This window comes from Spirochaetota bacterium, assembly GCA_017999915.1.
Classification (GTDB): Bacteria; Spirochaetota; UBA4802; order UBA4802; family UBA5550; genus RBG-16-49-21.
Genome location: JAGNKX010000003.1, coordinates 286,047 through 307,043 on the forward strand (window position 1 = coordinate 286,047; position 20,997 = coordinate 307,043).

At 54.7% G+C, this 20,997-nt stretch carries 12 protein-coding genes and 1 tRNA gene; 11 read left to right on the plus strand and 2 right to left on the minus strand.

Going from position 1 to position 20,997, the window contains the following annotated elements; all coding sequences use genetic code 11:
* Positions 1-99: 99 nt before the first annotated feature.
* The 5 genes from KA369_06905 (at position 100) to KA369_06925 (ending at position 10,441) form a co-directional block, all read left to right on the plus strand.
* Positions 100-3,636 (plus strand): PAS domain S-box protein, encoded by a 3,537-nt coding sequence (locus KA369_06905; GenBank protein MBP7735687.1) that lies wholly within the window; start codon positions 100-102, stop codon positions 3,634-3,636.
* Between the two features lie 3 nt (positions 3,637-3,639).
* Positions 3,640-4,023 (plus strand): response regulator, encoded by a 384-nt coding sequence (locus tag KA369_06910; protein MBP7735688.1) that lies wholly within the window; start codon positions 3,640-3,642, stop codon positions 4,021-4,023.
* A 140-nt stretch (positions 4,024-4,163) separates the two neighbouring features.
* On the plus strand, positions 4,164-7,325 hold the full coding sequence (locus tag KA369_06915) for a CHAT domain-containing protein (protein ID MBP7735689.1): 3,162 nt from the start codon (positions 4,164-4,166) through the stop codon (positions 7,323-7,325).
* A gap of 224 nt (positions 7,326-7,549) precedes the next feature.
* On the plus strand, positions 7,550-8,530 hold the full coding sequence (locus KA369_06920; GenBank protein ID MBP7735690.1) for a tetratricopeptide repeat protein: 981 nt from the start codon (positions 7,550-7,552) through the stop codon (positions 8,528-8,530).
* 6 nt (positions 8,531-8,536) lie between these two features.
* Positions 8,537-10,441, plus strand: coding sequence for an adenylate/guanylate cyclase domain-containing protein (locus KA369_06925; protein MBP7735691.1), 1,905 nt, complete (start codon positions 8,537-8,539; stop codon positions 10,439-10,441).
* 96 nt (positions 10,442-10,537) lie between these two features.
* On the opposite strand, the gene KA369_06930 is transcribed toward KA369_06925, so the two are convergent.
* Positions 10,538-12,016 carry a hypothetical protein gene (locus KA369_06930; GenBank protein MBP7735692.1) on the minus strand — a complete coding sequence of 493 codons (1,479 nt, stop codon included), beginning with the start codon at positions 12,014-12,016 and terminating at the stop codon, positions 10,538-10,540.
* Positions 12,017-12,271: 255 nt separating this feature from the next.
* Between KA369_06930 and KA369_06935 the strand changes: the two genes are divergently transcribed.
* The 6 genes from KA369_06935 to KA369_06960 all read left to right on the plus strand — a co-directional run bounded on the left by KA369_06935 (position 12,272) and on the right by KA369_06960 (position 18,706).
* Positions 12,272-12,344, plus strand: a tRNA-Thr gene (locus KA369_06935).
* A gap of 202 nt (positions 12,345-12,546) precedes the next feature.
* Complete coding sequence (locus tag KA369_06940; GenBank protein ID MBP7735693.1) at positions 12,547-13,023, plus strand: hypothetical protein; 477 nt, start codon at positions 12,547-12,549, stop codon at positions 13,021-13,023.
* 18 nt (positions 13,024-13,041) lie between these two features.
* A complete protein-coding gene (locus KA369_06945; protein ID MBP7735694.1) occupies positions 13,042-13,770 on the plus strand; it encodes a 1-acyl-sn-glycerol-3-phosphate acyltransferase in 729 nt (242 codons plus the stop codon).
* A gap of 24 nt (positions 13,771-13,794) precedes the next feature.
* Complete coding sequence (locus tag KA369_06950; GenBank protein ID MBP7735695.1) at positions 13,795-14,145, plus strand: hypothetical protein; 351 nt, start codon at positions 13,795-13,797, stop codon at positions 14,143-14,145.
* 17 nt (positions 14,146-14,162) lie between these two features.
* The gene (locus KA369_06955) at positions 14,163-17,246 is read left to right on the plus strand and encodes an MMPL family transporter (GenBank protein ID MBP7735696.1); all 3,084 of its coding nucleotides are present in this window, start codon (positions 14,163-14,165) and stop codon (positions 17,244-17,246) included.
* Positions 17,246-18,706, plus strand: a complete 1,461-nt coding sequence (locus KA369_06960) for a SpoIIE family protein phosphatase (protein ID MBP7735697.1) — start codon at positions 17,246-17,248, stop codon at positions 18,704-18,706. The genes KA369_06955 and KA369_06960 overlap by 1 nt, the downstream gene beginning before the upstream one ends.
* Positions 18,707-18,729: 23 nt before the next feature.
* On the opposite strand, the gene KA369_06965 is transcribed toward KA369_06960, so the two are convergent.
* Positions 18,730-20,940: a PAS domain S-box protein gene (locus KA369_06965; GenBank protein MBP7735698.1), complete on the minus strand. Its 2,211-nt coding sequence runs from the start codon at positions 20,938-20,940 to the stop codon at positions 18,730-18,732.
* Between the last annotated feature and the right edge of the window lie 57 nt (positions 20,941-20,997).

The following is a 20,997-nucleotide window of genomic DNA, read 5'->3' on the forward strand; positions in this document are numbered from 1 at the left end:
GCCGCCTTATAATGCACAATCTTCATGGTAACTGTCTGGATTTTATTACTGTATTAGGTGATACATAGTTTTTATCCATATCTTCGTTAGCAAGGATATATGACAGCACAGGAAAACAAAACAATTCTTCTTGTTGAAGATGATCCGATTTCGGCAATGGCCGAATCGGAATCGATCAGTCGTTTCGGATACAATGTCCTTGTTGCCGGAAACGGCAATGAAGCGGTCCGGATAACCACGGGCCCGGCCATTGTGGATCTGGTGCTCATGGATATCGACCTCGGCAAGGGGATGGACGGAACAGAGGCTGCGAAGCGGATACTTGAAAAGAGGAATATCCCCATCGTGTTCCTCACGGCCCACGGGGAGCGGGAAATGGTGGAGCGCGTCCAGGGAATAACACGGTACGGCTATGTGATCAAGAATTCCGGAGATTTTGTTCTGCAGTCGTCCATCGAGATGGCCCTGGAGTTGTTCGATGCCCATCAAAAAATCAGCGAGAGCGAGGCCCGTCAGCGCACCCTTGTGCAGACCATTCCGGACCTGGTCTGGCTCAAGGACGCGGACGGCGTGTACCTGGCCTGCAATCCCCGCTTCGAGGATTTTTTCGGCGCGCGGGAATCGGAAATTGTGGGTAAAACCGACTACGACTTTCTGAATAAGGAGCTGGCAGATTTTTTTCGCGACCATGACCGCAGGGCCATGGCAGCGGGAAAACCCACCGTGAACGAGGAATGGATACGCTTTGCCAGCGACGGCCGCAGGGCCCTGCTGGAAACCATCAAGACGCCGATGTTCGGAAAGGATGGGAAGCTTATCGGGGTCCTGGGCATCGGACGGGACATTACGGAGCGCAAGAACGCCGAAGAGGCCCTTCGATCCAGCGAGAGGAGGATGAAGGCTATCGTTGACGGGTCTCCCATTCCGCAGTTTGTTGTCGATAAGGACCACCGCGTCACCCACTGGAACAGGGCACTGGAGGAGTACAGCAAGATCAGAGCTGAAGATGTGATCGGCACAAGCGATCAATGGAGGGCTTTCTACAGCAAAAAGCGTCCCTGCCTGGCCGATTTGATAGTGGATGGGAAAGTCGATATGATACCCGGCTTGTATATGGATAATTATCGAAAGTCTCAATTGGTCGATAATGCCTATGAAGCCATAGATTTTTTTCCCGCCATGAAGGGAGGTTTGTGGCTGCAATACACGGCGGCGCCCATCATTGATGATGACGGCGAGGTCGTAGGAGCGGTGGAGACCCTTAATGATATAACCGAAAGCAAGCGCGCCGAGGAATCCTTGCGTAGGAGCGAATCAAATTACCGCAGTGTCATCGAGAATATACAGGACGTCTTTTACCGGAGCGATGCGAAGGGCAACCTGATCATGGCAAGCCCCAGCTGGGCGCATCTTCTCGGATATGAAACCCTTGAGGAATGTCTTGGGAAGCCCATTGCGGGAACATTTTATTATATTCCCGAGAAACGCGCCGAGTTCCTCCAATGCCTGCGTGAAAGCGGGAGCGTCATGAATTACGAGGTAGTGTTAAAAAAGAAGGACGGCATGCCGGTAACAGTGGAAACGAGCAGTCATTTTTATTATGATAGCGACGGCCGGATAGCCGGTGTTGAAGGCATTTTCAGGGACATTACCCTGCGCAGGCAGGCGGAGGATGCCTTGAGGATCAATGAGCTCCGTTTGAAGCGGGCCCAGGAAATAGCCCATGTCGGCAACTGGGAGTATAACATTCAAACAGGGGATTTCTGGGGATCCGATGAAGCAAAGAGGATTTATGGATTTGAAATCGGACAGCACGCTTTTTCAACTGATGAAGTCGAAAATTGCATTCCGGAAAAGGGAAGGGTCCATCAGGCCCTGGTTGACCTGGTCGAATCGGGAAAGGAATACAATCTGGAATTTGAGATATATCCCCTCAATTCCTCAAAGCCCAGGATCATTACATCTATAGCCGAATTGCAGCCGGATGAACAGAGCGGTCAATTGAAGGTTGTCGGGGTTATCCAGGACATAACCGATCGCAAGCGGGCTGAAGAGGCGCTTCGCTTCAGCGAGAATCACCTGAAGGCTATTGTCGACGGTTCACCCATTCCGCAATTTGTCATAGACAGGGAACACCGCATCACCCACTGGAACCGGGCCCTCGAAGAATACAGCGGCATCAGGTCCGAGGATGTAATCGGCACAAACCAGCAGTGGCGGGCGTTCTATCCCTATGAGCGACCCTGCATGGCCGACCTGCTGGTGGATGGCCTTACGAACAGGATATCCCAGTGGTACGCAAGCAAATACAGCCATTCAAAGCTTATCAAGGAAGCTTTCGAGGCAACCGATTTCTTCCCTGCCATGAGAGGCGGCACATGGCTCTTTTTTACCGCTGCGCCGATATATGGTCCTGACGGCGCAGTCATTGGGGCGGTGGAAACGCTTTCCGATGTAACGGACCGCATGCGCGCCGAGGATGCGCTCAAGCTCAATAACCTAAGGCTGGATACATTGCTTAAAGTCAACCAGATGACCGATGCGCCCGTCGAGGATATCATGAAATACGTGTTCGAAGAAGCGGTCAGGCTCACGAAAAGCGAGATCGGGTATATGGGACGCATGAACGACGATGAAACGGAAATGGAAGTCCTGGCCTGGTCCCGCAATGTGATGCCCGAGTGCCGCACGGGGGAGAAAACCCTCCTGTTCCCGGTCGCGTCCGCCGGACTATGGGCAGAAGCCGTGCGCCAGCACAGGCCCATCGTCACCAATGATTTTGCTGCTCCCAATCCCTGGAAGAAGGGCTATCCGGAAGGCCATATCGTTCTGAAACGGCACATGAATGTCCCGGTGATGACAGGTTCAAAGATCGCGTTACTGGTGGGTGTCAGCAACAAGGCCGAGGATTATGATGAGACCGATGTCCGGCAGCTGACGCTCTTGATGGATGGAATGCTGCGCATCATCGAGCGCAAGAAGGCGGAGGATTCTCTTCGCGATTCCCTGGCGGAAAAGGACGTGATATTGAAAGAGCTGTACCACCGGACAAAGAACAACATGCAGGTCATATGCAGCATGCTGAACCTGAGGGCTTCGGATATCAAGGATGCGGCGGCCCAGGATATCTACCGTGATATACAGTCCAAGATACAGACAATGGCCCTGGTGCACCAGAAGCTGTATGATTCACAGGAACTGTCGAACCTCAATCTGAAAGAGTATGCCGACGGTATCGTCGATCTGATGCTGTCGAACAATGAACTGTCGCCCGGCGTGGTGAAAATACACCGGTCCGTCGACGCAATCCCGATTTCAATCGACACGGCAATGCCGCTGGGTCTCGTGTTGAATGAGCTGATATCCAATTCGATGAAGCACGCCTTCCCGGATAATCGTGATGGTGAAATCTGGATCGATATGCGTTCCACCGATGACGGGATCAAGCTCGAGTACCGGGATAACGGTATCGGCCTTCCTCTCGGGTACGATCCCGCCAAGGCTCAGACCCTGGGGATGAATATAATCAGGAACCTGTCGAGAATGCAGCTTGGCGGGGACCTGCATTTCATGGATGACAGGGGATTCGGCTGCACCATCACCATGGGGACCAAACTCTATCGAAGGCGAATGTGATTTATGAAAATGAAATTGCTACTTGTCGAGGACGAGGCCATCACGGCCATGAGCATGAGGAAGGACCTGGAGCTGATGGGCTACGAGGTGAGCGATCCCATCGGGACCGGAGAGGAAGCCATTCGGAAGGCCTTGATCGAGCATCCCTCGGTGATACTGATGGATATCAACATCATCGGGGACATGGACGGAATCGAAACGGTTGAAAAAATCCATGACCTGGTGCAAATCCCTGTCATCTATATGACCGGCTATTCCAACCAGGAGATCAAGGATCGCGCCATAAAGACAGGGCCCCTTGCGTACCTTGAGAAGCCGGTCAATGTCAGGGAAATCAGGCATATACTGGAACTCACCGGCGCCCACGATCAAAACGGCGGCAATTAACGAAAATGAGCTCCCATAAACATGCGGGTATCGACCGGTGCGTTGCATCGATGATCCCGCGCTGTACGGGCCACATGTTTTCCGACATGCGACTGAAATGAGTTTGACTCTTATCCTGACACGATATTAAATGTATACCTATGCTGATTACCGGATTATCTTCATCCGCCCAAAGGTTCGCCGCGGCGTTGTTCCTGCTGATGGCGTTTTCCCTGCCGGTACAATCCGCCGTCGATGACGGCCGCGGCGATGGTCTGCCGGGAAAAACGGGCCGTGAAGCCGGCGCCGGCATTATTCCCAAAAAGAAATATGACGAGCTTCTGCGCCATGATCGCGCCGGCACCGAGGCGTACAACAGGAATGATTTTAAGACTGCGCAGAGGGAATTTCAGTCCTCGATTGTTCTTGCCGCGGAGATCTTCGGGGAAAACAGCGCCCAGACGGCGCAGCGTTATAACAGCCTCGGACTCTCCTGCTATCATCAGGGAGACTATGACCGGGCCATCGACGCCTATGAAAGAGCATTGGGCATATATATCGCCGTGGCAGGTGAAAATGATTACCGTGTGGCGTTTTGCCGCCATGGGTTGGGGCAATGCCACCAGTTCAAGGGAGACTATGACCGGGCCATTAGATTATATGAAAAGTCCCTCGCCATTTATCTGAAAGACAGTGAGAAGTACCTTACCCACATAGGGACCTGTTATTACGATACCGGAGTGGCGTTCCAGTACAAGGGGGAGTACGGCAGGGCCGAGGATTATTTCAACAAGGCCCTCGGCATATGCCTGAAGGCCTTCGGGCCGGACCATGCCTACCTGGCGACGATCTATTACGCCCTCGGCGAGATAGTAAAATTCAAGGGCGATTTCAACACGGCCCTGGAGCAGTATCGGAAAGCCCAGGACATATACCGGAAATCCTACGGCGAGAACCATCCCTACGTGGGCACCGCCTATTACGCCATGGCTTTCGCCCACGAGAACAGGGGCGAGTTCGGCAAGGCCGTCGCCTACTACGAGCGGGCCCGCGCGATCTACACTGGAACCTATGGCGAGAGGCACCCCCATGTGGCGATTTCCTACCATGGCCTCGGAAATGTCCATAATGCCATGGGCGAGTATGAAAAGGCAATCGCGAATTATGAAAAGGCCATTGAGATAAACAGGGCCGTGTTCGGCGAGAACCATATCAATACGGCGGCCTCCCTCCACGGGCTGGGCAACTCCTACATGTCCATCGGCCAGTATGACAGGGCCCTTGCATATTTTGAACGGGTCCTGGCCATCCATCGGGCCGTCCTGGGGGAGACCCATCCCGAGATCGGCCATTGCTATGCCGGCATTGCCATGGCGCTGGCGAGGAAGGGCGATTATGACGGGGCGATCCGGAATTTTGAAAAAGCGATGGCCGTCTTTGCCGGCGTCCTCGGGGACCGCCATCCCAGCGTATCCAATGCCCTTCTCCAGATCGGCAGGATCCACTACACCAGGAACGACATCGTAAAGGGGCGGGAATTTGCCGAAAAGGCCCTGTCCCGGTACCGGGAAACGTCCCTGCACCCGCAGATCATATTCGCGTCGAACATTCTCGGCATCATGCACCTGAACGCGGGGGATTTCCGTAAGGCCCGGCCCTATTTCGAGGAGTCCATCGGCCAGATAGAAAAGGCCAGGATCGAGGCCGGCGCGGAAAAGGTCGAATTCATGAGGCGGTATATCGAAAGCTACTATTATTCCCTGAAGACGAGCGCGCTGATGAATGACCTGGAGGCCGTGTTCGCCACTGCGGAGGCCATGAGGGCCCGGGGGTTCCTTGACCGCATGTCCCTCGCCACGGCGCTCTCTGTGGACGGCATCGGCAAGAATGACCGGGAGCGGCTGATCGCCCTGAACGATGAAATAGAGAACCTGGCGTCGCGGAGGAACGCGGAGATACAGAAGCCCGCAGCCGGGCAGGATGCCTCCGCCCTTGTCCGCATCTCCATGGACCTCGAGCGTAAGGAGAAAGCCTTCCAGGACCTTGACGCTAAGCTGATGGAGAACGAGAAGTACCGGGGCCTGAGAAAGCCCCACATGGCCACACTGGCCGAGGCGCGCGCCCTCTGCGGGACCGATTCCGCCATCCTCGAGTACGTAATATGGGAGGAAAAGGACAAGGATTCGGACGCGTGGACCCACAAGCAGTCGTTCTGCCTCGTGGTGACGGGAAAAGGGGAGAAGCTTGTGCCCCTGGATAAAGACTTCGACTACACCGGCACCATCGCCAGGTACCGCGATTCCATAATCGATCAGAATAAAAAGAAGGACCGCGACGCCCTGGCCGTGCTTCTCCATGAAAAGCTGGTGACGCCGGTGGAGAATGAGCTCGGGGGCATCAGGAACATTATCATCATCCCTGACGGGTCCCTGGCCTTCCTGCCCTTTGACGCCCTGCGGAAAAAAAGCGACGGCCCCTACCTGTGCGAATCCTATTCGATCACGCTGAGCCCGTCGGTGTCGGTGATGCTCATGGTGCAGAAGCGCCGCTACGGCTCGGAGAGAAAGTCTTTCCTCGCCTTCGGCGGTGCAGTCTATTCTTCCGGGACCGGGGAAAAACGGGGTAAACATCATTTGGCGCAGGACAAGGATGTCACCGTGAAATCAAAGGAATATTTTTCAGAAGAGGGAAGCCGCGGCAGGCCCCTGTACTACCGGAACCTGGGGCTGCAGTGGGACAATATCCCCGGGACCCTCGATGAGATCAACGAGATCGATAAGGACGTATACAACAAGGAAAAGACCAGGGTCATAAAGGGCGCGGCCGTGTCGGAGTCGAAGATCAAGGAGCTGTCGCGGCAGAACGAGCTTATGCGCTACAAGTCGGTGCATTTCGCGTGCCATGGGTATTTTGACGCGGACCTGCCGTCATATTCGGCGGTGGTGATGTCCGAGGTTTCCGGCACGGTGAAATCCCCGGAGGACGGGTACCTGTCGGTGCCGGAGGTGGCGTTGATGAAGCTCCAGGCTGACATCGTGAACCTCTCCGCCTGCGAGACCGGCCTCGGGAAGGTGGTTCAGGGAGACGGCGTTATCGGACTGGCCCGGGCCTTCCAGGAGGCGGGCGCGAACCGGGTCGGCGTCACCCTGTGGGAGGTGGCCGACGAGCCCACCAAGAACTTCATGGTGGCGGTGTACCGCAGGGTGGTGCGGAAGAAGATCTCCTTCGGCGACGCGTTTTCCGAGACAAAGCGCGAGTTCATCAGGTCGCCGGAGTTCGGCGATCCCTATTTCTGGAGCGCCTTTGTGCTCTACGGCCGGTAGGAACCGGCCGGGACCGTCGGATTGATAAGCCGCCGGAATTATATTAGCAGTTTGCTGAAAAACAGCAAACTGCTAAGCGATACATGGATGTATCGCCTTTTTTCGAGGCGTTAGCCGAGAAAAATGTGAGGTTTTACGAATTCACTTCGTAAAACCGACCCTGAAAAACTCCAAGGAAGGAGTTTTTCGGGAAACTGTTAGAACTATCATTGAGGAGAAGTGTTATGGAATCCCTGCACAGGTTGACATGTATCGTGGCGGTTGTTCTGGCCGGTTTCATTCTTGTGATGCCGGCCCAGGGGCATGATGCCGCGCCTTCCGCGGCAGGCTTCGTGGCCGGGATCCAGGGAAAAGGATATATCCTCCGCAACAAGGATAAAATCATGATATCCGGTATGGACCTCCTGTTCAGGGGCGATTTGGTGCAATTGGCAGAGGGCGCGAAGGCGAGGATAAGCATCTGCGGCGCCAGGGGCTATGAAATCCGGGGCAGCGCCATTTTCACCATTGGCGGATCTGGCATAACCTTTAAAAAAGGAAAATCCTCAAAGACCTACGCCGTTGACAGGAAGGCCTGCGCCGCGGCCCTCGAGGTGTTCTTGAAGAATGAAAAGAAGATACCGGAAATGGTCACGGGGGAGAGAAAAGGGACCCTCATCCTCAGGTTCAGGAAAAAAGGGGAGCGCCGCGGGGTTTACGTTGTGCGCGGCAAAAAGCAGGCGCCGCGGATCGAGCTTTACAGCGAAAAGCTGCTGCCGCAAAAGCCGCTGATCCTCTGGTCGCCGGTTAAGGGAAGGGCCTCGTACCGGGTCGTGATCAAGGACGGCGGCGAGACCCTCTGGAGCTCCGCGGTTGAGAAGAACAGCTGCCGGTATCCTGAAAGCGCTCCCGCCATGGCCGAGGGCAGGGATTATGATATTCTGATAGAAGCGGTTGGAGCGCAGGGGGAAGTGCTGGCCGGCGTCAGCGGCACCATTTCTCTCTTCGGCGCTGCTGATCGCGAGTCGCTTCGCAAGGACGAGGCTTCCATTAAAGAAATGACGGCTGAAACTTCCCCGGACAGGCATATCCTTTTGGGAAAACTCTACGAGGCCCACGGACAGATTGCCGACGCACTGGCCTCCTACGAGAAGGCCCTGTCTCTGGACAGCGGCAATGCCGGACTGAAGGAGCGCGTCGCGCTTTTAAAGAACATGATGGAATAGGGGCCCATGGTAAAAAAAAGAATTCAGACAGCGGGCAGGGCGGGGGTGCTCCTCGCCTGTTTTGCCCTGATAGCCCTGTTCAGCCGCACGGCCCTGCATGGGTATTTGGAGAACAAGGTTTTTGACAGCTTCTTTCATTTCAGGGACTCCCTTGCCGCATCCCCGGCCGGCGCTTCACCGATAACTATCGTCGGTATAGACAGGAAGACTCTGGGGGCCTACAAGGCCCCGGTCATATTCTGGGACCGTGAATTCGCCGATACGATCAGGACGATCGCATCGGCCCGGCCCAGGGCCATCGGTTTTGATATCCTCCACCTGGCCCAGACTGATACAGACCGGTACAAGGCGAAAAAGGATCGCCTTAAAGAAGTTCTCTTAAGAACAGGAAACCTGGTTCTGCCCTATTCGTCCGAAACGGGCGATATCCCCATTTATATCGCCCGGCACCTGGAAGAGTTGCTGGGCCTAGGCGATGACATGAGCCCCGGGGACAGGATCAGGATGCTTCCGGTCGCGGAGAAGACCACCGGCGTAAGCTTCGGCTTCGTGGAGCTATCCGAGGACGATGACGGCATAATAAGGCGCGCCGTCCTGGCCGATGGCGGCGACGGGACCAGGGCAAGTTTCCCCCTCAAGATATTCATGCGTTACCACGGGATAACAGATGAAAAAGTGATCCTGAAGGATGGACGGCTCCAGGCGGGAAATCGGGCGATTCCACTCGATCAGGGCGCCCTTATAATAAATTACGCCGGCCCGCCGGAAACCTTCAGGGCGGTGCCGATGATCGATGTGAACAGGAAAAAAAACGATCCGACCTTCCTGGCGCGGCATTTCAGGGACCGCGTCGTCCTCATCGGCGTGTGGGACCGGATGCTGATGGACATACACAATACTCCCTATGTTTCTTCGTTAAATAGATCCTCCCGCACCATGTACGGCGTAGAGATCATCGCCAATATCCTCGACACCATGCTGCGCCAGAGATATATCCGAAAGAGCGGTACCGCGATAGCCATGGCCCTCTGCTTCCTTTTTGCCCTGGGCGGCATCATGCTCACCAGGCTTTCAACTGCCAGGGGCATCGCGGTCGTGGCCGCGTCCGAGGCGGCATACCTGGCCGCCGCCTTCGGCCTCTTCGCAGTCTGCCGTTATGAGCTTTCGATTTTACCGCCGCTCCTGGCCCTTCCCCTGGGCTTCAGCTCGGGCTATCTTTTCGAGCACTACATCCTCGGCAGGGACAGCATATTATTGAAGAGCGTGCTCGGGAGCTATCTCGATCCCCGCGTGGTGGAACGTGTCGTGAAAAGCGGCGATACTGGCATCCTCAAGGGACAGCGACGGGAGATCACCGTGCTCTTCTCGGATATACGGAATTTTACCGCTCTCTCGGAAAGGATGAGCAGGCCTGAGGACGTGGTGGATATTCTCAACGTGTATCTGCCGGAGATGTGCGGCCTCATCCTGGCCTCGGAAGGGTGCGTGGACAAGTTCATCGGCGACGGCATCATGGCGTTCTGGAACGCGCCCAACGACGTGGAGCGCCACGCGGAAAAGGCGGTGCGGTGCGCCATGGCGATGCAGGAGCGCATGGCCGCGGTGAACGAGAAGCTGCGCATGAAAGGCCTGGTGAACGAGGGCCTCCGGATCGGCATCGGCATCCACACCGGCTCCGCCGTGGTGGGCAACATCGGCGGCGAGGCGAAGAACGACTATACCGCCATCGGCGACACCGTGAACCTGGCGTCGCGCCTCGAGGGAAAGACCAAGGACTATGAATGCAATATCATCATCAGCGCTGCGGTGCGCAACGAGATCAGGGATATGGGACTCGCATTGAAGCCCATCGGAAAGATCGAGGTGAAAGGAAAGAAAAACAAGGTCCAGGTGTACGGGATTAAGGACTGACGGCAGATTGTATGTTTTATCTGAGAGGGAAAGGGTCAGCCTGAAAATGATCTATTACATGGGCTCTACCATCTGCTGGTAATCGGGTAACTATTATCAAATAAATATATCGAATAATTTCCGCAAGTTAAATGCATAAAATCCGGCTGCAAAGATAAATGAACAGCCAATCGCTAATGAAATAATAATGCGTTTTTTTATCTTTTTTGCCGAAGCGAATCCTGATGCTACTAGTAGTGCAATCAGCACCCCCCACGCATAGTTGGGGGTGTACCTGTATGCCCAGTTAGTGCAGTAAAATGCAGGAAACCATTTTTGGATCGGGTGGTAAAACAACGAATAACTATCAAGCATCGTTAAGGGAGGCTTGTTGTATAAATCCAGATGGCAAAGCGCATAGTTGAAAAAAAAGTAGGCTTGCAATAATACAGTAATCGCAATTATAGTCTTAAACAATTTACTACTGTATTCATCAATCCTGGCAAGTCCCAATGCCGTGGGAAGGAAAAAAACAACTGCTGCCGACCATCCGAATCTTCCAGAAAAACTCGTGCCACCATACCAGTTGAGAAGAAAAGCGTTTGGAATTAATAGTGATGCATAAACAAATAGCCAGATTATAGCAGTTGCTCTATCCCTTCTGTATAAACCACCTATCGATCCGAGGCCTATTAGTAAAATTAGATTCTGCATTAAAAAACCTTGATTCTGATCGGCATGAAGACCGAATAGTACCATTATTGATGTTCCACTGAACTCAAATGTTCCTGTTGGATACGGCCCTGAAAGCCTATTGAAAGCATAATAATTATATGCAAAAAGAATAAAAGAAGACAACACGGAGAGAACGGCGAGTATTGATATTCCTTTCATGTCCTTGAATAGTATAAATTTTTTGATCATCAAGGCGATAATCAACAGGGCGCATGCCATTGAAAATTTGATGTGCAGCCATGGCAGAAAAACTATTGCCGCGGCCCAAATAAATTCCTGGAAGATGGGACGTTTCCTATCCAATGTCATGAACCAATATAATCCGCTCAATGAAACAATGCCAGCAGGTAAATCGGGATAAATTTGATTGGAGGCAGGGAGTAACGGGAGGGCAATGCATAAGGCGAGTGTTGATAAAAACCTGATTTTTGTATTGGCGCTAAATATACCTGTTATGTTCCATGTAAACAGTATGGCGGTAACGCCTATTAATACCATGAATATCTTGGCGCCGGCTACTCCTCCAAACTTGTATGGCAAAGAAATGATTATCGGGAGACCTATATTGTGTATATTATATAAACCATGGGGGCCAAGTACGGCCTGTGTGTTCTCAGGTGAAGGATTTGAATCTTGTGGAGCAAGGCCTTTTTTGAAAATGCTTCTCTTTGAAAATTCATCTTTGTATGGCCTGGTTTGTTCAAACGATCCATAAGTAACAATACCGTGTGCCATCACCAGGTAATGGGGTTCATCTCCATTGACTGAGTTTATATCGTTCTTGTGCCAGGCAATGAGTATTACTGCCCATAGTAATAAATAAATACCAATTAATATAAAAATAGGATAAAATCTCTTCATCTGGTATAATATCCAGGTCGTCCAATGCATTTATTCTTTATCATGGGGATTATTGATGCGATGACAGTTAGATAATCAAGAAAAAAATATTTATATTATTCAAAGAAAAAGTCCAGCAGACAGCTGTACACTAATTGCTAATAATGGTTAGTTTTATTGAGAGTGACAATATAAGATTATTAAAAAAATAATTCAACCCCCATAAAAACTTGACAGTTTTGGCTATAGTCAGCATCGTTAACAACTGATTTTACCGCCAGCATAGCTCAGTCGGTAGAGCACGTCACTCGTAATGACGGGGTCACCAGTTCGACTCTGGTTGCTGGCTAAAGAAAACCCCTGAGGCATTCAGGGGTTTTCTGTTTTAGAACGCGGATTCATTCCTTTGCGTTACAAAGTTCTTCCGATGGCGATACCTGCGTACACTTGAAACGGCGTTCAACGGCCTCGCGGTGCGGCAAAAAGTATTGGACAGATTTGAACTTTGCCGGTATGTGTATCAAACGAATCATAGGATAGGAGCCCGGCACATGAAACGAACCTATAAGCTTAAAAGCCTTCCCATGGTCCCCGATCCCGGCGGTGACGCGAAGAAATTCTCCTATGACATGAACGGCGTGCGTGACCACGCGATGGAAGTTGACACGAAGAAATTCATGCTCTGTCCAGCGTGGATACCCAATTTTTTCCTCGCCCTCATGGCGGTCGCCCTGGTCTTCGCCCTGGCCTATGGACTCCTGGTCATCGCCATGAAAGTTGACCTGAGCGGCGGCCTCGGGAGGAACATCTTCATACTGTCGGCGGTGGCGCTTTTTTTTATCCTCTGGATTGTCATTGGCAGGCCCGCAGTGATCCGCAGGCTGAAGAACGATTTTATCAACCAGGAGCGCGGCAAGGGGAGTTGGAAGGTCCTCGATGAGGGCGAATGGGACCGTTTCCGCCGGATGCGGCAGCTTGAGCAGGAGCGCCTCAAGAAAGAGGAGGAATACAGGAAGGCGGGACGTTAATCGCGGAGGGAACAATTTATGGATTTTATCGTGCGTTGTGCGAAAATATTCTGGATCTACTTATGGGCGGTCATCATGACCCTGATCCTGTTCGTGCCGATGATAGTGGCGTCCCTGCTCAATTCCACGGGAAACCTGGCCTTTTCCATGTCCAAGATATGGGCCCGTGTCATGCTCCTGATAACCGCGACCCGCGTCGAAATCAAGGGGAGGGAGAAGATCGAGAAGGGGAGGTCCTACGTGATCATCTCGAACCACCAGTCGGTTTTCGACATCCTGGCCATTGTCACCTCCCTCGGCATACAGTACCGGTGGACCATAAAGATAGAAGCCTTGAAGATACCGTTGTTCGGCCACGCCCTGTACGCGTCGCGGAACATCTTCATCGACCGGAGCAACACGGAGCGGGCCCGCGAGAGCATCCGCAAGGGCCTGGACCGGCTACCGGCGGGCGCAAGCGTTATGTTCTTCGCAGAGGGGACCCGCTCCGCCGACGGAAAACTCCGTGAATTCAAAAAGGGAGGTTTCGTCGTAGCGCTGGAGAGGAGCTATCCCATTCTTCCCATAACCGTCAATGGAAGCATGTACGTGCTTCCCAAGGGAAGCATTGTCTTCAGGCCGGGCCGCATCACGGTGACGGTGGGCGAACCGATCGATACGCATGGCTACACCCAGGAGACCATGGACAAGCTGATGGCGAAAACCCGCGAGGTCATCCAGTCGAACCTGGTTCTTGAAAACAATTAATAATCCCGCAGCAAGAGGTAAACCATGAAAAAACGAATATCGGCGATAGCGCTGTTCCTTGTGCTGTTTGCGTCCGGGACCATCCTCGGCCAGACCGCCGACTGCCGCAAAAAGTGCCAGGACCGGAAGACCCAGTGCCTCAACCAGTGCATGGTCATGGCCGCCGATAATACCGGCTGCGCCGAGCGGTGCGAGACGGAAAGCGCCCGGTGTCTTGGAGCCTGCAAGGAAGTCAAGGCCGATACGGCCGAAGGCGTCGACGATGACGATGCCGAATACGAAGATACCGAGGATGACGACGGTGACGACGATTTCGACAAGGAAGATGATCTGGACAATGATGAAGACTTTAAAGACATGGAAGATGATATCTGATGAGCAGTATGAAAGGAATGATACGTAAGCATATCAGGCTGCCCTATATCATCCTGATAGTCATCGCGGCTGCGGCCATGTCCTACCTGGGCAAATCGCGTCTTGCCGTCGATATGGACATCACCAAATCGCTGCCGGTCAATGACCGGGTCATCGCCGACGCCGAGTACGTCATGACGCACCACCCGGTCAAGGACCGGATCGTCATCGACCTGGGCTGCGCCAGGGCCGATACTGACTCGCTCGTCGCCGGGGCCGCCCTGATCGAGGGCAGATTCGCGGAGAGCGGCCTCTTCCGGAGCGTCGGCCTCGATGAATACCAGACCATTTTTCCCGAGCTCATATCGTACATCATGGACAACCTGCCGGTCTTGTTCACCGCGGAAGAGCTTGACCGAAAGGTGAGACCCCTCCTGGCGCCGGACAGGGTGAAGGAGACCTTTGCCGATAACTATTCCCAGCTCCTCAACCTGGAAGGGATCGGCCAGGGGAACATGATGGCGTCGGACCCCCTGGGCCTGAAAAACCTGGTGCTGGCGCGGATGGCCCACCTGGCGCCGTCGCGGAACGTCCAGATCGTGCAGGGCCGTCTCCTTTCCGCCGACGGCAGGCATGTCCTCATAACCGCGGAGCCCAGGGGATCCGCCACCGATACCGCCGTTGCGCGGAAGATCGATTCACTGATCCGGGCCTGCGCGGCCGACCTGGATAAAAAATACAAGCCCAGGGGCATTGCCCTCACGGTAACGCCGGTGGGCGCTTTCAGGGCTGCCCTCGATAACGAGGACACGGCCAGGAGGGACACGGAGAAGGCCGTCCTGTTCGCGACGATCGGGATAATCATACTCCTCCTGGTGGGATTCCCCCGGCCCTTCATGGGAGTGCTGGCCCTGGTGCCGGCGGTCCTGGGCACCATCGCCGCCGCCTTCGTGTTCTCCCTCTTTTCAAGGGAGATCTCGATCCTCGCCATCGGCTTCGGCGGCACCATCATATCCTTCACCGTTGATTACGGCATCGCCTACCTTCTGTTCCTCGACCGTCCCCATGAGACGCGGGGCATGGAGGCGACCAGGGAGGTCTGGGGGCTCGGGCTCCTGTCGATGCTTACCACCGCGATAAGCTTCGCTTTTCTTTTTATAAGCGGCTTTTCCGCCCTGGCGCAGATAGGATTTTTCACGTCCCTGGGGGTCGTGTTCACCTATATCTTCGTGCATACGCTGTTCCCGGTGGTCTTTCCGGTCATGCCCCCGGCCCGCCGAAAGGGCCTTGTGCCCCTACAGAGGTTCGTCGATCTTCTCATGGGATCGGGGCCCCTCTTCAAGGTCTATGGGGCCGCGGCCTTCTGCGCGTTCATGCTCCTCTTCGCGAGGCCCGATTTCAAGGTGGATCTCGCGTCCATGAACACGGTGAGCAGGAGCACCCTCAAGGCCGAGGCGCTGGTGACGAAGACCTGGGGCAACGTTCTCTCCAATCTCTATCTCATGACCGAGGGGAGAAGCGTCGATGATCTCCAGCGCCTGGGCGACCGCGCGGCCGGGGAGCTCGATAAGGATATGGCCTCCGGCGTCCTGTCCGCCGCCTTCGTGCCGTCGATGATTTTCCCAGGAAAAGACCGCATGAAGGAAAACCTCGCCGCCTGGAGGGCCTTCTGGACGCCGGCCCGCGTGGCGTCGCTGAAGCGAGCCGTGAAAGACGCGTCCAGGGAAACCGGATTCGCTCCCGATGCCTTCGATACATTTTTCAAAACCGTGGGCCGCAGGGATTTCGAGCCCCGTCCCATACCGGAAAAATATCTTTCCGTGCTGGGAATTCATCCCATGAAGGAAAGCACGGGGTGGGCGCAGTTTTCCGTGCTGAAGCCCGGTCCCTCGTACCGGGCCGACCGTTTTTACGAACGGGTCTCCGCGGGCGGAAATACCAGGCTCTTTGACCCGTCCTATTTTGCCGACCGGCTCGGCGGGATTATCCTGTCGAGCTTCATAAAAATGGCCCTCATCGTTGGCGCCATAACTGCGGCGGTGGCGCTCCTGTATCTCCTGGACCTCAAGCTGACCGCCATATCCCTGGCGCCGACCCTGTTTTCGCTCATATGCACCCTCGGAACCATGAAGCTCCTGGGCCAGCAGCCGGGCATCCCCACGATCATCGTCACGGTCATCGTCATAGGCATGGGCACGGATTACGCCCTGTACCTGGTGCGGGCCCACCAGCGCTACATGGATGAGGCGCACCCGTCTGTGGGATTGATACGCCTGACGGTGGCCCTTTCAGCCGCGTCGACCATGATCGGCTTCGGCGTCCTCAGCGTTGCGGAGCACGCCCTCCTGAGAAACGCGGGAATCACGCTGCTCCTCGGTATAGGATATTCCTTCGCGGGCACGGTCCTGATCGTCCCGCCGCTGCTGAAAAGGGTCCTGGTCCCCGGAGAGCTTCCGGCCACGCCCTTTGAGGCCGCCTCGAAGGAGCACGCCGCGCGGGTCCAGTACCGTTACCGGGGCATGGAGCCATATCCGAGGCTCTTCGCCCGTTTCAAGATGAGGTTCGATCCGATGTTCGGCGAGCTCCACCGGATGGCGGGATCGCCTGAAACGATCGTGGATATAGGCACCGGCTACGGCGTTCCGGCAATATGGCTCCTGGAGCTTTTCCCCGGCTCCCGACTCTATGGCATCGAGCCGGACGTGAAGAGGGCCCGGGCGGCCTCCTGGGCCATCGGCGGCCGCGGTTCTGTTACGGTCGGAAAGGCCCCGGACATACCGGATTTCCCGGGGAAAGCCGACACGGTGACGGCCATCGACATGATCCACTATCTCGATGATCACGACCTGGGCCTTCTCCTGGACCGCCTCCGTGTGCGAATGTTGCCGAAGGGTACCCTTATAATCCGGGGGACCGTGCCGTCACGGAAGCGCGCCCCTCTCAGGATGATAGAGATGGCATGGATCAGGGTCAGGGGACTCCCGATGCACTATCGTTCCGAAGAGGATATCGTACGCATTATGAAAGGCCATGGGTTCGCGGTCACCGTCGGCGAATCGTCATTGAAGAGCCGCGAGGAAAAATGGTTCCTGGGGACCATGAAGAAGGGCAGGAAAAGGTAATGCCTTCTTTGGAGGCGCGATCGTATCTAACCCTTATAATTCCCATGTTCATCATGGCGCTGGGATTCACCGTTTTTTTTCATAACCGGAGGAGCAGGGCCAACCGCTTCTTTTCCATCTTTATGATCTCTGTGTCGCTGTGGCTCTTCGCCGGCATTGTATATTTCACCCATTGCGGCGCCGCGGTCCTGCTGCTCCCGCTCCAGATTTGCATCGGCTCCTTTTTTGGCGTGCTATTTTATTTTTTTTCGCGAGCCTTTATCGACGAGCATTTTCGGGTAAACCCCCTGGAATCGCTGCTTGTCGTCCCTGCCGTGTGCGTGGCCCTCTACTACGCAATGGTCCTCCTCTGGCCCGGGCCGCTCCCGGGATTTGAGAGGGATTTTACCATCGTTGACGGCCGCGTTCACCGGGAGCCGACCCGGATGTACTTTCTATATTCGATAAACATGCTGGCCGGCATCGCGGCCGCCGTGGTTGTTTTGATACAGGGGTATCGCCGGGAGCTAGACGCGTCCCGCCGTCGCAGGATCCTTATCATCCTCGTTTCGATCATTCTCGGCGCTTCCGGCATCTATATCCTGAGCAATATCCTGACCCTGGCCGGCCTGAGCGGATACGAGCACTTTTCTTTGATACCGCATCTGGCGAGCATTGTCATTGTTTCATTTACGATCCTGGGCGACCGGGCGTGGACCATCGAGCACCTTCTTGATATCATCAAGAGGCGCAACCTTGAGATCGAAAGCGAGCTTGAAACGGCGCGCCTCCTCCAGATGAGGCTGTTGCCCGAAGAGGGCCGCACCACGGCCGGTTGCGAAGTTCATTCGGCCTACATCCCGGTGGACAAGGTGGGAGGGGATTTTTTCGATTACGGTGAATGGAACGGCGTCCCGGCATTCTTCATAGCTGACGTTTCCGGGCACGGGTTGCCGGGGGCCTTCCTGGCAACGGTGACGAAGATGGCCCTCGATGGGATCGGCGACCGGTCGGAGACCGGCGCGGTGCTCATGGAGTTGAACAAGGTGATCTGCCGCGCCACGGTGCGGCAGAACTTCGTGACGGCTTTTTACTGCGTGATCGACCGCGACCGGGGCCGCATGAGATACTCCAGCGCAGGACATCCGACCCAGATCCTCTGCCGCAGGCGCGGCGGGGAATGCGTAGAGCTAGACGCCATGGGCTCCCCCCTGGGGTGGTTCACCGATCTCAGTATCGGGGAGAACGAGGTCGCGGTGGAAGCGGGGGACCGGCTGGTCCTGTATACGGACGGCGTCGTTGAATGCAGGAACGGGGAGGGCGATATGTTCGGCGAGGGGCGTTTCCTGGATTTTATCGCCAGCCACGTCAATGATCCTCCCCGGTCGTTTCTTGAAGCCCTCCTGAATGAGATACGGATTCATTCAGGCGCGGAAGCTTTCGGGGACGATATTACCTGCCTTGTCGTAGATATCCAGTGACACGGGGCCTCCAAAGCCGCGGATCAGCTCTTGCTGAATATAACGGTGTATTTCGTTCCTTCCTCCCGGTCGACCGTGACCGTTCCCCTGATCTGATCGGCCAGGAGATAAATGAGGGAGAGGCCCAGGGTCTTCTTCATCTCGGGCTCCACCGTCGGCGGCAGACCGACACCGTTGTCGCTCACGACGAGCTTGATCGTGTCGCCGCCGTGCTCATGGAAGGAGATGCGCACCGTTGCCCGTCCCTCGAAGGTCGGCGGGAAGGCGTACTTGAAGCTGTTCGATATGATTTCGTTGAGCATCAGGCCGCACGGTATGGCCTTGACGATGTCAAGCTCGATGTGGTCCGTATCGTATTCCACGACGCAGTCGCCGTAATAGAGCCGGTAGGTGTTCTGCAGATCAACGGTGATGATCATGATGTACTCGGCAAAGTCGATACGGGCGAAGTCGCCGGTCTGGTACAGGTGCTCGTGTATCAGGGACATCGCCCTGATCCTGCTGTTAAGGTCCTCGTAAAGCATGAGCACCTCTTTGTCAGATATCTTGCCCGACTGCAGGGAAATGAGGCTGCTGATGATCTGCAGGTTATTCTTGACCCGGTGATGTATCTCCATGAGGAGAACGTCCTTCTCGCGGAGCGAAGCCTGGAGGTTGTCCATGACCGTCTTGCGGTATGTGTAATCCCGGCAGATGGTGAGGATCCGCCTTCCTTCCTTGCTGTCGATTACCGTGGCGTTGATCTCTATCGGAACAATTGCGCCGTTCCCATGGACATATTCGATCTCCAGGTTCCTGATAAATCCGTCCCGCATGCACGCTTCCACCGCGGCGGCGTTCTTTTCCCTGTCGGCGGGAGATGTCCATTCCGTGACGTTCTTGCCGAGAATGTCATCGAGGGTCAGGCGGCCGGTGAGACGCACATATTCCGAATTGGCGTCCAGGACCCTGCCCGATTCATCGATGATGACATAGCCGGTATCCGTCGTTTCGATGAGGGCCCTGTATTTTTCCTCGGCTTCCCTGGTGGCCTCAAGGGCCTGCTCCCGCTCCCGGCGAAACACGTTGATCTTGTCCGCGATGCCGAGAGAAAGAAGCGTCACAAGCAGAGCCGCGCCGATATCGGTGCCCCAGGTGACCAGAAAGCTTTCGGGTATCACGCCGAAGGAGTTGAGAACCCGTACGAAAGCCCCTAGCAACATGCAGAGCCAGGCTGTCATGTAGAATCTGGCCGGACGCGATCCCTTGGCAAGCAGGTACGCTCCGGAGACGAGATATAAAACAAGGAGGACGCCGGTGTTGAACGTCACCACCGGGGCCGCGGTACGGTATTCGATAAACGGCATGAAGAGGAACGTGGCCATGATAGATAGAAAAGCAAGAAGCATAAGCCTGTCAAATCTCGGCATGTGAAGACGGGTTTCAAGAAAGCTCCGGGTGAATAAAAGCGAAAAAACACAGACAAAATTGTTGAATACAAGGTTGGCCATGTTGCCCCATTCAGGCAGGTTCGGCCACAGGTATTGGAATCCGACGCCGTTGAAAGAAAGGGTGTGGAGCGTGTTGCTGACGGCGAACAGCGACAGGTAGAGATAATTCAATTCTCGAATGGAGAGGAATATAAAAAGATTGTAGATGATGAGCGCGATCATTATCCCGTAAAACATCCAGATAAAAATCGATTCATGTAAGGCGCGTTTCATGAAGGATGATTCGCGCCAGGCGGTTAAAGATATTATCATGGAACCGCCGGAGGCGAGTCTGACGTAGCATGTCGATTCGCCGGCGGGCGAAGCGACCGGGAAAACAAAGGAACGGTGGTTGATGGGTCTTGTGCTGTATGGCTTTCTGTCCCCGGTGCAGTGTGATGCATGGTCTTTTTTATACGGTTGATAGAAGCAGATGTCATCGATGAGGGGATATCCGAAATCGAGAAGCCATGGAACAACATGGTCGGTTTTATTCTCAACGATTACCCTCAGCCATATGACGGCTTTTGTGAATCCGAAACTGTTTTTTGCTTCCGGCAGGCTGCGGAATTTTTCCTGGAACGCAGTTGAAGAGATGTCCGTTATGGATAACTTCCCCGAGGTGTCGACAAAATAATCAAGGTACGAACCCATAACCTGCTTTGTGATGCTGTCGCTGATAACAAAGGGCTTGGAGAAAAGCGGCGGGGTAACTATCATTATAAGCAGGGTCATCAGGGATGTAGCGCGGCTGATGAAAACCATTGGCCTCTCCTGTTGCAATATCACTATAACCAGATTTGGCCCCGCTCGTCAAGGTTT

Excerpts from the sequence above, each read along its gene's own strand:
- KA369_06950 (MBP7735695.1), top strand. The coding sequence starts at position 13,795 with ATGAAAAAACGAATATCGGCGATAGCGCTGTTCCTTGTGCTGTTTGCG.
- KA369_06920 (MBP7735690.1), top strand. The coding sequence starts at position 7,550 with ATGGAATCCCTGCACAGGTTGACATGTATCGTGGCGGTTGTTCTGGCC.
- KA369_06965 (MBP7735698.1), bottom strand. The coding sequence starts at position 20,940 with ATGGTTTTCATCAGCCGCGCTACATCCCTGATGACCCTGCTTATAATG.
- KA369_06960 (MBP7735697.1), top strand. The coding sequence starts at position 17,246 with ATGCCTTCTTTGGAGGCGCGATCGTATCTAACCCTTATAATTCCCATG.
- KA369_06910 (MBP7735688.1), top strand. The coding sequence starts at position 3,640 with ATGAAAATGAAATTGCTACTTGTCGAGGACGAGGCCATCACGGCCATG.
- KA369_06940 (MBP7735693.1), top strand. The coding sequence starts at position 12,547 with ATGAAACGAACCTATAAGCTTAAAAGCCTTCCCATGGTCCCCGATCCC.
- KA369_06955 (MBP7735696.1), top strand. The coding sequence starts at position 14,163 with ATGATACGTAAGCATATCAGGCTGCCCTATATCATCCTGATAGTCATC.
- KA369_06925 (MBP7735691.1), top strand. The coding sequence starts at position 8,537 with ATGGTAAAAAAAAGAATTCAGACAGCGGGCAGGGCGGGGGTGCTCCTC.
- KA369_06915 (MBP7735689.1), top strand. The coding sequence starts at position 4,164 with ATGCTGATTACCGGATTATCTTCATCCGCCCAAAGGTTCGCCGCGGCG.
- KA369_06905 (MBP7735687.1), top strand. The coding sequence starts at position 100 with ATGACAGCACAGGAAAACAAAACAATTCTTCTTGTTGAAGATGATCCG.
- KA369_06930 (MBP7735692.1), bottom strand. The coding sequence starts at position 12,016 with ATGAAGAGATTTTATCCTATTTTTATATTAATTGGTATTTATTTATTA.
- KA369_06945 (MBP7735694.1), top strand. The coding sequence starts at position 13,042 with ATGGATTTTATCGTGCGTTGTGCGAAAATATTCTGGATCTACTTATGG.